General features: G+C 68.5%; 12 protein-coding genes. 1 reads left to right on the top strand and 11 read right to left on the bottom strand.

What is annotated here, in order from left to right:
- Positions 1-16: 16 nt before the first annotated feature.
- The 11 genes from lpdA to IB259_RS22825 all read right to left on the bottom strand — a co-directional run bounded on the left by lpdA (position 17) and on the right by IB259_RS22825 (position 12,152).
- Complete coding sequence (gene lpdA, locus IB259_RS22875; RefSeq protein ID WP_192330174.1) at positions 17-1,414, bottom strand: dihydrolipoyl dehydrogenase; 1,398 nt, start codon at positions 1,412-1,414, stop codon at positions 17-19.
- Between the two features lie 8 nt (positions 1,415-1,422).
- Positions 1,423-2,673 (bottom strand): pyruvate dehydrogenase complex dihydrolipoamide acetyltransferase, encoded by a 1,251-nt coding sequence (locus tag IB259_RS22870; protein WP_192330172.1) that lies wholly within the window; start codon positions 2,671-2,673, stop codon positions 1,423-1,425.
- Positions 2,674-2,683: 10 nt separating this feature from the next.
- On the bottom strand, positions 2,684-3,175 hold the full coding sequence (locus tag IB259_RS22865; protein WP_119450281.1) for a VOC family protein: 492 nt from the start codon (positions 3,173-3,175) through the stop codon (positions 2,684-2,686).
- Positions 3,172-5,355 (bottom strand): thiamine pyrophosphate-dependent enzyme, encoded by a 2,184-nt coding sequence (locus IB259_RS22860; protein WP_192330170.1) that lies wholly within the window; start codon positions 5,353-5,355, stop codon positions 3,172-3,174. Before IB259_RS22860 ends, IB259_RS22865 begins: the two co-directional genes overlap by 4 nt.
- A 38-nt stretch (positions 5,356-5,393) precedes the next feature.
- Positions 5,394-6,182: an SDR family NAD(P)-dependent oxidoreductase gene (locus IB259_RS22855; RefSeq protein ID WP_192330169.1), complete on the bottom strand. Its 789-nt coding sequence runs from the start codon at positions 6,180-6,182 to the stop codon at positions 5,394-5,396.
- A gap of 34 nt (positions 6,183-6,216) precedes the next feature.
- Positions 6,217-6,936, bottom strand: a complete 720-nt coding sequence (locus tag IB259_RS22850) for an ABC transporter ATP-binding protein (RefSeq protein ID WP_054458931.1) — start codon at positions 6,934-6,936, stop codon at positions 6,217-6,219.
- Positions 6,933-7,685, bottom strand: coding sequence for an ABC transporter ATP-binding protein (locus IB259_RS22845; protein WP_054458933.1), 753 nt, complete (start codon positions 7,683-7,685; stop codon positions 6,933-6,935). Before IB259_RS22845 ends, IB259_RS22850 begins: the two co-directional genes overlap by 4 nt.
- The gene (locus tag IB259_RS22840; protein ID WP_119450283.1) at positions 7,682-8,950 is read right to left on the bottom strand and encodes a branched-chain amino acid ABC transporter permease; all 1,269 of its coding nucleotides are present in this window, start codon (positions 8,948-8,950) and stop codon (positions 7,682-7,684) included. Before IB259_RS22840 ends, IB259_RS22845 begins: the two co-directional genes overlap by 4 nt.
- Complete coding sequence (locus IB259_RS22835) at positions 8,947-9,888, bottom strand: branched-chain amino acid ABC transporter permease (RefSeq protein ID WP_192330168.1); 942 nt, start codon at positions 9,886-9,888, stop codon at positions 8,947-8,949. Before IB259_RS22835 ends, IB259_RS22840 begins: the two co-directional genes overlap by 4 nt.
- A gap of 167 nt (positions 9,889-10,055) precedes the next feature.
- Positions 10,056-11,291, bottom strand: a complete 1,236-nt coding sequence (locus tag IB259_RS22830; RefSeq protein ID WP_054458939.1) for a branched-chain amino acid ABC transporter substrate-binding protein — start codon at positions 11,289-11,291, stop codon at positions 10,056-10,058.
- A 42-nt stretch (positions 11,292-11,333) separates the two neighbouring features.
- Positions 11,334-12,152 carry a shikimate dehydrogenase gene (locus IB259_RS22825; RefSeq protein WP_119450286.1) on the bottom strand — a complete coding sequence of 273 codons (819 nt, stop codon included), beginning with the start codon at positions 12,150-12,152 and terminating at the stop codon, positions 11,334-11,336.
- Positions 12,153-12,392: 240 nt separating this feature from the next.
- Here IB259_RS22825 and IB259_RS22820 point away from each other — a divergent pair, with 240 nt between their 5' ends.
- Positions 12,393-13,130, top strand: coding sequence for an SDR family NAD(P)-dependent oxidoreductase (locus IB259_RS22820; protein ID WP_013396517.1), 738 nt, complete (start codon positions 12,393-12,395; stop codon positions 13,128-13,130).
- The last annotated feature ends 91 nt before the right edge of the window (positions 13,131-13,221 follow it).

Below are 13,221 nucleotides of genomic sequence, written 5' to 3'. Positions count from 1 at the left end.
GCGTTTGGCATGACGCCTAGGCGTGCAAGGCGCGGCCAAAGGCCGACAGCACCGATTCGTGCAGCGTTTCCGACAAGGTCGGGTGCGCGAACACGGTGTGCATCAGGTCTTCCTCCGTGGCTTCCAGCGAGGCCGCCACGCCGTAGCCGGTAATCAGCTCGGACGCTTCCGGGTGGATGATGTGCGCGCCCAGCAGCTCGCCGCTCTTGGCGTCGAACACCGTCTTTACCAGCCCCTGGTCCTCGCCCATGGCGATCGCCTTGCCGTTGCCGGCGAAGGTGAACTTGCCCACGCGGATGTCGCCGCCGGTCTTGGCGGCGTGTTCGCGGGCGCGGGCTTCGCTCATGCCGATGCTGGCGACCTGCGGATACGAGTAGGTGCAGGCCGGGATGCGCAGCGGATCGATGGGATGCGCGGGCTTGCCGGCGATGGCCTCCACGCACAGCACGGCTTCATGGCTGGCCTTGTGGGCGAGCCACGGCGCGCCGGCCACGTCGCCGATGGCATAGACGCCGGGTTCGGCCGTGCGGCACAGGCCGTCGGTGACGATGTGGGTCCTCTCCACCTTGACGCGGGTCTGCTCCAGGCCCAGGTTCTCGACGTTGCCGACGATGCCGGCGGCGACGATGACACGGTCCACTTCCAGCTCGCTGCGCTGGCCTTGCCGGTCCAGCGTCACCTTCACGCCGGTCGCGGTCAGCGACGATGAGGTCACGGCGCATTGCGTCAGCACGCGGATGCCCTGCTTCTCGAAAGCCTTGCGGGCCAGCGCCGAGATCTCGGCGTCTTCCTGCGGCAGGATTTCCGCGGTCATGTCGATCAGCGTGACCTCCGCGCCCACGGCGCGGTAGAAGCTGGCGAACTCCGCGCCGATGGCGCCTGCGCCCACCACCAGCAGCGACTTCGGAATCTCGGCCGGGACCAGCGCCTGGCGGTAGGCCCAGACGCGTTCGCCCAGGGGCAGCGCCGGCAACTCCCGGGCGCGCGCGCCCGTGGCCAGGATGATGTGCTTGGCCGACAGCGTGCTGCCATTGTCCAACGCCAGCCGGCCGCCGCCCGCCAGCTTGGCGCTGGCGGCGAACACGGTCACGCCGTTCTTCTTCATCAGGTGCGCCACGCCCTGGCCCAGGCGGCCCGCCACCTTGCGTGAACGCGCCACCATGGCGGCCACGTCCGGACGCGCTTCGCCCGCGCCCGCCACGCCATAGTGCGCCGCCTCGCGGCAGGCGCGCAGCACGGTGGCGCTGTGCAGCAGCGCCTTGGTGGGGATGCAGCCCCAGTTCAGGCAGATGCCGCCGAGTTCGGCGCGCTCCACCAGCGCGACCGACATGCCCAGCTGGGCGGCGCGGATGGCGGCGACATAGCCGCCGGGGCCGCCGCCCACCACGACGAGATCAAACGTAGTCTTGGTCATGGCGGGGCTCACAGCAGGATGCGCACGGGGTTTTCGATCAGCGTGCGGAAGGCGGCCAACCAGCGCGCGCCCACCGCGCCGTCCACCACGCGGTGGTCCGCGGACAGGGTCACGGTCATGACGGTGGCGGCGGCCAACTGGCCGTCGCTGTCCACCACCGGACGCTTCTCGGCCGCGCCCACCGCCAGGATGGCGGCCTGCGGCGGATTGATGATGGCGGCGAACTGGCTGATGCCGTACATGCCCAGGTTGCTGACGGTCAGCGAGCCGCCGGTGAATTCCTCGGGCTTGAGCCGGTTGATCTTGGCGCGGCCGGCCAGCTCGACGATTTCGCCGGCAATGGCAGACAAGGATTTCACGTCGGCATCGCGCACGATGGGCGTGACCAGGCCGCCGTCGGTGGCCACTGCCACCGAGATATCGGCGCCGGCATGGTATTCGACGGCGTCCTCGTGCCAGCTGGCATTGACCTCCGGCACTTCGCGCAGGGCCAGCGCAGCGGCGCGCACGATGAAGTCATTGACCGACAGCTTCACCGCGCCGCCCTGGTTGGCCTGGGCGCGCAGCGCCAACAGCGCGTCCATCCGGCAGTCCACCGTCAGGTAGAAGTGCGGCACGTTCTGCTTGCTTTCGGTGAGACGGCGGGCGATGGCGCGGCGCATGCCGGTATGCGGCACGCGGCGTGCGGCCGGGCGGCCGGCCAGCGGCACGGCTGCCGCGGCCGGGGCGCGGTCTCGCGCCGCTTCCACGTCGCGGCGCACGATGCGGCCGTGCGGGCCGGTGCCGGTCACGCCCAGCAGATCCACATGCCATTGCGCGGCCAGGCGGCGCGCCAGCGGACTGGCGAACAAGCGGCCGCCGGGGATCGGGGCGTTGCTGGCGGCAGCGGCTGCCTGCGACGCGGCCGCAGTGGCAGGGACGGCGGCCGCAGGCGTGGGTTCGGCGGTTGGCGCGGCCGCGGGCTGCGCGGCGGCGCCGGCCTCTGCCAGCGCGCGGTCGATGGCCGAAGCGTCCTCGCCCTGCGCCAGCAGCACGCCGATCACGGTGTTCACCGGCACGGAGGCGGCGCCGGCCTGGACCACGATACGGCCCAGCACGCCGGCCTGCTCGGCATTGATCTCGACAATGGCCTTCTCGGTTTCGATTTCGGCCAGTGCGTCGCCCACGGCGACGGTGTCGCCTTCTTTCTTGAGCCACTGGTGCAGCGTGCCGCCCGAGGTGTCGGCCGCAACGGAGGGGAGCTTGATAAGGTGTGCCACGATGTTCGTCCTATTCAGCGGCGCCGGCCAGGTCTGGCCGGTAGGTGGCGGGATCGTCGTATTCGACCAGTTCCAGCACATTGCCTTCCGGGTCGCGGAAGAACGCCAGCCAGGTGCCGGGGCGCACTTCCATCGGCGCGGGCTTGCTGTCGAAAACCACGCCCCGGGCTTCCAGTTCGCGCACCACGCCGGACAGGTCGCGCACGATGAAGGTCAGGTAGGTTGCGCCCTGGCGGTCCAGGATGGCCGCGCCGCGCGCGGCGGCCTCCGGCGCGGCGGCGGGTTGCAGCAGCTTGATGCGTTCGCCATAGCTGGTCTGCAGGCGCGCCACGTCGTAGCCATGGCGCGTGAGGCCGGTGGCCTGGGCCTTGTCTGCCGGCACGCTCACGCGGTTGACGAGCTTCAGGCCCAGGACCCCGGTATAGAAGGCCAGCAGCGCGTCCAGGTCGGCGCAGCAGATGCCGACTTCCATCGGCACGGTCATGTGCAGGGATGCGCTCATGCCTGTTCTCCCAGGTCGGCCAGCACGTCGGCCAGGCCGGCCATGACTTCCTCGGTGTCCGCGAAGGCGGCGCGCTCCAGCACCTTGGAGATGCTGGGCGAGGCTTCGCCGCCGGTCACGCGCTTGACTGGCTGGTCCAGCCAGTCGAAGTAGCGGCGCTGGATCTCGTCGGCCAACATGGCGCCGTAGGAGGTGCCGCGCGCGCCTTGCTCCACGATCAGCACGTTGTTGGTCTTCATGATGCTGGCGCCGATGGTGTCCCAGTCCAGGCTGGCGCGGTCCAGCGTGCGCAGGTCGATGACCTCGGCGTCCACGCCGGCGGCTTCCGCCGCCTTGAGCGCGCGGCTGACCATGGACAGATAGGTCAGGATGGTGACCTTGCTGCCCTCGCGGCGCACGCGAGCCTTGCCAAACGGGATCGCATAGTCCAGGTCGTCCGCGGGCACCTCGCCCGAGGAGGCGTACAGGTCCACGTGCTCGATCACCAGCACAGGGTCCTTGGAGGCCAGCGCGGTGTTCATCAGGCCGACGTACTCGTAAGGCGTGGACGGCGCGACCACGCGCCACCCGGGCGCGGTGGCGAAGATGCCGGCCGGATCCATCGAGTGCTGCGAGCCGTAGCCCGTGCCCATGGCGACCTTGGTGCGCAGCACGAAGGGCACGTCGATGTCGCCGCCGAACATGTGGCGGGCCTTGCCGATCTGGTTGAAGATCTGGTCGGCCGCGACCCACATGAAGTCGGGGTACATGAATTCCACGATAGGGCGGTAGCGGCCGTCCATGGCCAGGCCGCCGCCCAGGCCGGCGAAGGCGTTCTCGGAGATCGGGGTGCCCAGCACGCGGTCGGGATACTTGTCCTTCAGGCCGCGCGTGGCCCCGTTGGTGCCGCCCTTCAGGCGGTGCACGTCTTCGCCCAGCACCACCACGCCGGCGTCGGTTTCCATGCGGCGGTCCAGCACGTCGGCCACCGCGTCCACGAACTTGCGCTCGGCGGACTGGCCTGCGTAGTCGGCGGCTTCCTGGTAGCGCAGGCCGGCCAGTTCCGAGCCGTCGCTGCGCAGGCCCACGTCGCGGAAATCGGGGCTGGGCCAGAGGTCGGCGCGCACGCGGCGCTTGCCGCCGTCGGCGGCTTCGGTCAGGCGGCCGGAAACGTCCTTCATGACGTCCTTGCAGCGCTGACGCAGGGCGTCCACTTCGGCTTGCGTGATCAGCTTGCGGGCGATCATTTCCGTGGCGATCTTGTCCAGCGGATCGCGGCGGCGCCATTGCGCTTCCTCGTCCTTGCTGCGGTAGCCGAAGGCGCTGCCAGGGAACGGGCCGTTCTGGTGGAAGAAACGGTACACGTCCACTTCGACGATGGTGGGGCCGTTGCCCGCGCGCATGTGCGCCACGGCTTCGGACATGGCCAAGTGGACCGCCAGCGGGTCCATGCCGTCCACCTTCCACGACGGGATGTTGAAGGCCAGGCCGCGCGCCGACAGGCGCGGTTCGGCGGTGGACTCTTCGACCGTGGTGGACACCGCGTAGCGGTTGTTCTCGATGAAGAAGCACAGCGGCGTCTTCCAGGCCGCGGTCAGGTTCATGGTTTCCAGCACCGAGCCAATGTTGACCGCGCCGTCGCCGAAGTAGGTCACGGCGACGCGGTCGGTGCCGGCATGCTTGTGCGCCCAGCCCGCGCCGGCGGCCAGCGGCACGCCGCCGCCGACGATGGCGTTGGTGCCCAGCGCGCCGGCTTCGAGCCAGCGCAGGTGCATGCTGCCGCCACGGCCGCGGCAGTAACCCTGGGCCAGGCCCATGATCTCGGCCAGCGTCTTCTGCAGGACTTCATCGATGGCGGGCGTGAGCGGATCGAGCGGGTCCAGGCCCAGCGGGGCGACGTGCTGCAGCGCCTTGGCCAGGAACTGGTGGTGGCCGCGGTGCGAACCGTTGATCTGGTCGCCGGTGCCCAGCGCCAGCACGGAACCGACCGCGCCGCCTTCCTGGCCCACGGACGAGTGCGCGGGGCCGTGCACCAGGCCCTCGGCGGCCAGGTCGAGCACGGCTTCTTCAAAGGCGCGGATCCAGTGCAGCTGGGTCAGCATGGTGCCCAGCAGGGCCGGGTCCGCCTGTTGCCAGTCCTTGGCGTCTACCGTCAGTTGCCGCCAGGGCGCTTGGGACTCAAGCGGTTGGTGGGTGGCCATGAGTGAATCTCCAGAGATGTGTGTATGCGTTCTTGCGATTAGAGGTAGCTGTAGCGGCTCCAGCCGCCGTCGGCCACCAGGGTGTGTCCGTTGACATAGGCGGCCTGGCGCGAGGCCAGGAACACCGCCAGGTCCGCCATTTCGGCGGGTTGCGCCAAGCGGCGCAGCGGCGTGCGCTGCTTGAGGCGTTCGGGGTCGAGCCGGCCGCGCGCGGCCAGGTCGCGCACCAGGTCCGTTTCCACGTAGCCCGGCGCCAGCGCGTTCACGCGCACGCCCATGGGGCCCCATTCCACGGCCAGGGTCTCGGTCAGCAGCACCACCGCGCCCTTGGTGGCGCAATAGGCGGCGCGGTCGGGCGCCGCCACCACGCCGTACATGGAGGCCAGGTTGATGATGCTGCCGGCGCCAGCGGGCACCATGCGGCGGCCGGCGGCCTGGGCGCACAGGAACACGCCGGTCAGATTGATGTCCACGGCGCGGCGCCACTCGTCCACGGTGACTTCCAGCGTGGGCTTGTTGGCGGAGACGCCGGCGTTGTTGACCAGCACGTCGATGCGGCTCCAGGCCTTTTCGACCTGTGCGAAAGCCTGCTCGACCGCGTCGGCGTCCGTGACCGACGCTTGCACGGCCAGCGCCTCGCCGCCCAGGGCAGTCAGGCCGGCGACGGCTTCGTCCAGCGCCGAGGCGTCCATGTCCAGCAGCGCCACGCGCGCGCCCTGGCGCACGAAGGCCTGCGCCGTGGCCAGGCCGATGCCCTTGGCGCCGCCGGTGATGACGACGCTCTGGCCGCGCAGGTCGGGATGGATGACTTCCGGAGTTTGATCCAAGATGTTTGCCTCTTAGCGATGTATATGCCGGCGCTCAGACCGCCAGCCATTCCTGGACCACGTCCTGGCGCTCATGCAGCTGCGCGGGCGGTCCTTCGAAAACGATGCGGCCATGGCCCATCACGCTGACGCGGGTGGAGACCTTCAGCGCGATGGTCAGCTTCTGCTCCACCAGCACCACGGACACGCCGCGCTTGTGGATGTCGCGGATCACGTCGGCGATCACTTCCACGATCTTCGGCGCCAGCCCTTCGGTGGGTTCGTCGATCAGCATGACCTTGGGGTTGCCCAACAGTGAACGGCACATGGTCAGCATCTGCTGTTCGCCGCCCGACAGGTTGCCGGCCTTGGTGCCGCGGCGTTCCTTCAGGCGGGGGAAGTAGTCGAACATTTGCTCGGTCGACCAGTAGGGCGCGTCGTCGCGCTTGGGCTGTTCGCCCATGCGCAGGTTTTCGTCCACGGTCAGGTTGGCGAATACCTCGCGCTCTTCCGGTACGAAGCCCAGGCCGGCGCGGGCGATCTCGAAGGGACGTTTGTTGGTGATGTCGCGGCCTTCGATGGCGATGCTGCCGCCGGTCACGTCCACCAGGCCCATGATGCTTTTCATGGTGGTGGAGCGGCCGGCGCCGTTGCGGCCCAGCAGGCTCACGACCTCGCCGCGGCCCACGGTCAGGTCGATGCCGTGCAGGATGTGGCTCTTGCCGTAGTGGGCATGCACGCCTTGCAGGCTCAGCAAGGGGGATTGCGTCGTCATACCGTTTCCTCTCCCAGGTAGGCTTCGCGCACGCGGGCGTCGCCGCGGATGTCGGCCGGCGTGCCGGTGGCGAGGATCTCGCCGTAGACCAGCACGCTGATGCGGTCGGCCAGCGAGAACACCACCTGCATGTCGTGCTCCACGATCAGCAGCGTGCAGTCGCGGGTCACGTCCTTGATCAGTTCGACCGTGTAGTCCACCTCGTGCTGGGACATGCCCGCCATGGGCTCGTCCAGCAGGATGACCTTGGGGCGCGAGGCCAGCGTCATGCCGATTTCCAGCGAACGCTGTTCCGAGTAGTTCAGGTCGCCGGCGGCGGTGTCCTGCTTGGCGGCCAGGCGCACTTTCTCCAGCAGGCGGTCGACGTCTTCGTTGACGGCGCGGTTGCGGGCGATGGGACGCCAGAAGTTGTAGACCAGGCCGTGCATGCGCAGCACCGCCAGTCGCAGGTTTTCGCGCACGGACAGACGCGGGAACACATTGGTGATCTGGAACGAGCGCGCCAGCCCCAGGCGGTTGATGCGCTCCGGCGGCAGGCCGCCGATGGAGCGCGCACGCAGGCTGATGTCGCCCGAGGTCGGCGCGAACGAGCCCGACATCAGGTGGAACAACGTGGACTTGCCGGCGCCGTTCGGGCCGATGACGGCATGGCGTTCGCCGGCCTCGACCTTCAGGTTCACGCCGCGGATGATCTGCGCGTCGCCAAAGGACTTGCGCACGTCGGTCAGGGTCAGGATTTCGTGGCTCATTGTGCAGCCTCCAGCGCGGGAGCGGCTTGTTCGTCGTCGCGCCACAGGGCCAGCGCCCAGCGGCAGGCAGCGAGGCCTGCCAGGAACAACACCAACGGAATCAGCCAGGTCGACAGCGCCAGCGGCGCCCAGTCGTGGCCGAACAGCGGAATGTCGGGCCAGCCGGCCTCGGGATTCATGGCCAGCAGCGACCGGTAGTCGCGGGCGAACATGCGTTGCAGCAGCTCCACCGTGAAGACCGTGGCGCAGGTCAGCAGCAGGCCGCCTGCCACCGAGACCGCGGCGCGCGGCAGCCAGTTGCCCAGGCCGCGCTCGCGCAGCGAACGGGCGGCGCCCTGCACCAGGCCGACCAGGCCGTCCGGCACGAACAGCATCACCAGCACGAACAGGATGCCTTGGTACAGCAGCCAGGAGCGCGTGATGTCGGCCAGCGTCTGCGACAGGAAGGTCAGGATGGACGCGCCCAGCACCGGACCGAGGAAGGCGTTGACGCCGCCGATGTAGGCGAACAGCACCGCGTCGGTGGACAGCTTGACGTCGAACAGCACGTAGTTGCCGGCTTCGATGTTCAGCGCCTGCAGGCCGCCGGCAATGCCGGCGAACATGGCGGACAGCGCGAACACCAGGGTCTTGAGCGTGTGCGGCCGATAGCCCAGGTAGCGCAGGCGGTTGGCGTTTTCGCGCAGGCCCAGCGTCAGCCGGCCCAGCGGCGTGCGGGTCAGGCCGTAAAGCGCGGCCAGCGACACCAGCACCCAGGCCAGCACCAGGAAATAGACCTCGATGTCGGAACCGAAGGTGAAGCCCCAGGCCGGCATGCGCATGGCGGACACGCCCGCCTCGCCGCCGAACACGCCCTTGAGGTGCGGCGCCAGCGCATGCAGCAGCTCGGCCAGCGCCAGCGTGATCATGGCGAAATAGACGCCGGCGCGCATGGTGGCGAACCAGCCCGCGACCAGGCCGAACAGCAGGCCGGCCACGCCGCCTGCCAGCGGCATCAGCGGCGTGGGCAAGAGGCCCGCGCCGCCCAGCGCGTTCATGGCATGGATGGTGGCGAAGGTGCCCACGCCGAAGTAGGCGGCGTGGCCGAAGGACAGCATGCCGCCCTGGCCGGCCAGCAGGTTGAAGGCGCAGGCGAACAGCGCGGCGATCAGCATCTGCACGGCCGCCACCAGCTGGCCCGGGGGCAGCAGCCAGGGCAGCGCGCAGAGCGCGGCCACGCACAGGACGAGGAGCAGGAGGACGGAAGTACGGCGGGTCTGGCTCATGCCTGTTCTCCCTTCAGGCCCGAAGGCTTGACCAGCAGCACCACCAGCATCAGCAGGAAGGGCAGGGTGGCCGCCAGGCTGGAAATCTTCACGGTCATCAGGCCGCCCACGCTTTCGGCCCATTCCCCGGCGCCGAACAGGCCGAACAGGGTCGCCAGGCTGGCGTCGATGCCGACCGAGAACGAGCTGATCAGACCGATCAGCAGCGAGGCGATCATCGCGCCTTCGAGCGAGCCCAGGCCGCCCACCACGACCACCACGAACACCAGCACGCCCAGTTCCAGCGCCATGTTCGGATTGGTGGTGTAGAAAGCGCCCGCGACCGCGCCGGCCAGGCCGGCCATGGCCGCGCCCACGCCGAACACGCTCATGAACACCAGCGGCACGTTATGGCCCAGCGCTTCGGCCATGCGCGGGCGGTAGATGGCCGAGCGCACCACGATGCCGACGCGGGTGCGCGACAGCAGCACATAGATCACGGCGAACATCGCCAGCGACACGCCGCCCATCAGCAGGCGGTAGAAGGGGTAGTCCGCGTCGAACACGCGGAAGGCCGCGAAGTTGAGGAACTGCGGCACGCGGTAGTCGACCGGAAAGTCGCCGTAGAACAGCTTGATCAGCTCCGCCACGATGAAGGCCAGGCCGAAGGTCACCAGCAGTTCCTGCGCATGGCCGAACTTGTGGACGCGGCGCAGGAAATAGCGCTCAACGCCCATGCCGAGCAGACCGGCGATGAGGGTGGCCAGGACCAGCGCGGTCCAGAAGCCGGTGACGGGCGTCAGGGTGTAGGCGGCATACGCGCCTATCATGTAGAACGAGGCGTGCGCGAAGTTGAGCACGCCCATCATTCCAAAAATCAGTGTCAGGCCTGCCGACACCATGAATAGCAGCAGGCCGTAAATCACGCCGTTCAACAGCGAGACGGTAAAGTATTCCATGTCCGCTCCAGGATTCTTGCGCTAAGACGACGGACGTCTTGCGAGCGATGCGCACCAGGGTTTTTCCGGCCCGCGCCGGGGGTGCGCTTATTGATCTGCGACGAATGGATGGGCAAGCGCGTCCGTGGCGCCATGCGCAAGCTGGCGACGGACGCGCTTGCAACCCATCAGTTCGGCCGCTGCATCTTGCAAGTGGCTTGCGGCGGCGCCGATACATCGGCCGCGGCCAGCACCTTGACCGGCTCGAAGCCCATGTCGGTGCCGTCGGCCTTGTACTTGGCGTTCTTGCCGACCTTGGACACCACCATCGGCAACTGCACCTGGTGGTCTTCCGCGCGCATCGTGTAGGTGCCCAGCGACGAGGTGTAGGTGACCTTCTCCAGCGCGCCGGCCAGTTGCGGCACGGACAGCTTGCCGTCTTGCGGCTTCACCTGCTTGAGCGCTTCGCCCAGGAAGCGGATGCCGATCACGGTCTGCGGCTCGGTATAGCTGGGGTAGTGGCCCGTCTTGGCCTTGTAGTCCTCGGCGAACTTGGCGCCTTCCTCGCCCGCGGCCTCGATGTTGTACGGATGGGCGATGTAGTGGCCCAGCGCGACTTCGCCGGCATTGGCCAGGTTGCCCACCTGGTCCAGGAACACGGTGGCGAAACGGACCTTCAGGCCGGCGGCCTGCGTGGCCTTCATCAAGAGCAGCAGGTCGTTGGACCAGTTGCCCGTGATCACGGTGTCGGGCGTGGCCGAGCGGATGCGCGCCACGTAGGGTGCGAAGTCCTGGATCTTGTTGACTTCGTGCAGCGTCTTGCCGACCACTTCATAGCCATACTGCTTGGCAAAGCGCTCGGTGGCGCCTTCCATGTCCTGGCCCCAGGAGTAGTTCTGGTTGATGGCGTACACGCGCTTGCCCAGCGTGCCGTCGGCCGACATGACCGAGGCCAGCGCCTTCACGCGCAGGTCGGCGTTGGTGGTGAAGCGGAAGTGGTAGAAGTGGCACTTCTGGCCGGTCAGTTCCAGCGCCTCGCCGCCCACGTTCAGGAACACGACTTCCTTGCCCGGGTTGCGCAGGTTGTGCTTGCGCACGTCTTCGGTCAGCTGGCCGGAAATGGCCGACGAGGACCCTTGCACCAGGATCTGCACGCCTTCGGCCGCGGCCGCGCGGAAGCGGTCGGACGCGCCCACCGGGCCGCCCTGGTTGTCGAACTCGACCAGTTCCAGCGGCTGGCCGTTCCAGCCGCCGGCGGCGTTGATGCGGTCCAGCTCATACTTGACCGCGGCGCGGAACATCAGGCCGGTCGAGGCCTGCGGGCCGGACAGCGTCTCGATCAGGCCGATCTTGACGGGCGCGGCCTGGGCCGATGCGGCGATGCCGGCCAGGCACAGCAGGCCAGTGGTGAAAGCCAATTTCATGCGTGTCTCCTCCGTGGGACGGGAGTGTGGTGAATCTGTTGATCAGGCAAGCGCGCGGGCGGGCTTGCGCGGCTCTTCTATGCCCAGGAAGCGGGCAATTTCGGCAATCTGCCCTTCCAGCATGTACAGGCCCGGATGCGTGCGGCAGCCGCGCGCGGCGGCGGCGCGCAGCAGGGGCGTGTCGACGCGGCTCATGACGGCGTCGGCTACGACGGTGCCTGCGGCAAGCGCGTCCAGCTGGAAGGGCAGGGGATCGGTGTCGTTCAGGCCCAGCGAGGTCGCGTTGATGGCGATGTCGCAAGCCTGGGGCGCGGCGCTGGCCACGCTGATGGCCAGGCCGGGATATTGGCGGCTCAGATGAGCGGCGAAGGAGAGCGCCTTGTCGGCGCTGCGGTTGTACAGGCGCAGGCTGGCTGGGCCGGCGTCGGCCACGGCACAGGCGATGGCCTTGCCCGCGCCGCCCAGGCCGGCCAGGTAGACGTGGCGGCCGGCCGGATCATGGCCCTGGCTGCGCAAGCCGGCGACGAAACCCAGTCCGTCGAAGTTGCCGCCGGTGAGCACGCCGTCGCGCAGGCGCACCGCGTTGACCGCGCCGCTTAGCTGGGCCGAGGGCGTCAGCGCGTCGCACAGGGCGGCGGCATTTTCCTTGTGGGGCACCGTCACCACGATGCCGCCCAGATTGGCCAGCCCGCGGATGCCGGCGAACAGGCCGGGCAGGGCGTCGGGGGCCACATGGAACGGGACCATGACCGCGTCCACGCCGCGCTCGCGCAACAGGGCGTTGAGCCGCTGGGGCGTCTTGACGTGCGCGATCGGGTCCGCCGCGATCGCGAAAACGGTAGTGCTGCCGGTGATTTCCACCTGTTTGTCCCCTGCCTGGGTAGCGGCTTGCCGCCGTGTCGTTCCCGACTCTCTTGCCTGAAAGCGCCAGTTGCTTTACGCTTTCGGAATAAGTTGTCAGGCAACTTTATTAAGTTGTCCGATAAATCATAGGGCAAGCGTTTTTCCCGTGTCAAGCGGCGGTTTCGGGAGTCCAATCGGAATTCCAGGGACCGCCGGAAAGGCGCTCAGCCCGCGTACGAGCGTGCTACAGGAGACAGAATGATTTCGTTCGAAGGAAAGGTTGCCGCCATCACCGGCGCGGGCAATGGCATCGGCCTGGCGACGGCGCGGCTGATGGCGGCGCATGGCGCGCGGCTGGTGCTGACCGACATCGATAATGCGCGCCTGGAAGAGGTCGCGGCCGAGCTGGACCCCAGCGGACAGCGCGTCTACACGCGGGCGCTGGACGTGTCGGCGTCGGCCGACTGCGAACGCGTGTTCGAGGCGGCGGCCAAGCATTTCGGCGGGCTGGACCACCTGGTGCATTGCGCCGGCATCTATCCGGAGCAACTGGTCAAGGACACCAGCGACGAGGCTTGGCGCACGCTGATGCGCGTGAACCTGGACGGCACCTTCTATGTATGCCGCGCCGCCCAGCGCCATTTGCGCCACGACGGCTCCATTGTGTTGCTGACCTCGCTGGCGGCCCAGCGCGGCAGCTATGCGCACGCGGCCTATTCGGCTTCCAAGGGCGCGGTGCAGAGCTTCACGCGCAGCCTGGCGCTGGAGCTGGCGCCGCAGATCCGCGTGAACGCGGTCGCGCCGGGCATCATCGCCACTTCCATGACGCAGGACCTGATCGGACAGAAGGGCGCGCAGCTGCTGGAAAGCACGCCGCTGCGCCGCTACGGCACGGCGGAGGAAATCGCCGGCTCCATCGCGTTCCTGTGCTCGCCGCTGGCCGGTTTCGTCACCGGCGAGGTCATGCAGGTCAACGGCGGCATCTATATCGCGTAAAGTCCCAGGATGGCGCGCCTGCCCATGCCGCGTCCGGTCCGCCAGGCATTCCCATAAACAAGAGGCGGCGCGTCTGCGCGCCGCCCACAAG

This window comes from Achromobacter sp. ACM04 (genome assembly GCF_014851465.1).
Classification (GTDB): Bacteria; Pseudomonadota; Gammaproteobacteria; order Burkholderiales; family Burkholderiaceae_B; genus Achromobacter; species Achromobacter aegrifaciens.
Note: the sequence above shows the minus strand (reverse complement) of the source record. Positions and strands in the feature narration are given on the sequence as shown.

Bases quoted from the DNA above. Each gene is read 5' to 3' on its own strand.
- lpdA (WP_192330174.1), bottom strand. From the start codon at position 1,414: ATGACCAAGACTACGTTTGATCTCGTCGTGGTGGGCGGCGGCCCCGGC.
- IB259_RS22865 (WP_119450281.1), bottom strand. From the start codon at position 3,175: ATGAGCGCATCCCTGCACATGACCGTGCCGATGGAAGTCGGCATCTGC.
- IB259_RS22860 (WP_192330170.1), bottom strand. From the start codon at position 5,355: ATGGCCACCCACCAACCGCTTGAGTCCCAAGCGCCCTGGCGGCAACTG.
- IB259_RS22850 (WP_054458931.1), bottom strand. From the start codon at position 6,936: ATGACGACGCAATCCCCCTTGCTGAGCCTGCAAGGCGTGCATGCCCAC.
- IB259_RS22845 (WP_054458933.1), bottom strand. From the start codon at position 7,685: ATGAGCCACGAAATCCTGACCCTGACCGACGTGCGCAAGTCCTTTGGC.
- IB259_RS22840 (WP_119450283.1), bottom strand. From the start codon at position 8,950: ATGAGCCAGACCCGCCGTACTTCCGTCCTCCTGCTCCTCGTCCTGTGC.
- IB259_RS22835 (WP_192330168.1), bottom strand. From the start codon at position 9,888: ATGGAATACTTTACCGTCTCGCTGTTGAACGGCGTGATTTACGGCCTG.
- IB259_RS22830 (WP_054458939.1), bottom strand. From the start codon at position 11,291: ATGAAATTGGCTTTCACCACTGGCCTGCTGTGCCTGGCCGGCATCGCC.
- IB259_RS22820 (WP_013396517.1), top strand. From the start codon at position 12,393: ATGATTTCGTTCGAAGGAAAGGTTGCCGCCATCACCGGCGCGGGCAAT.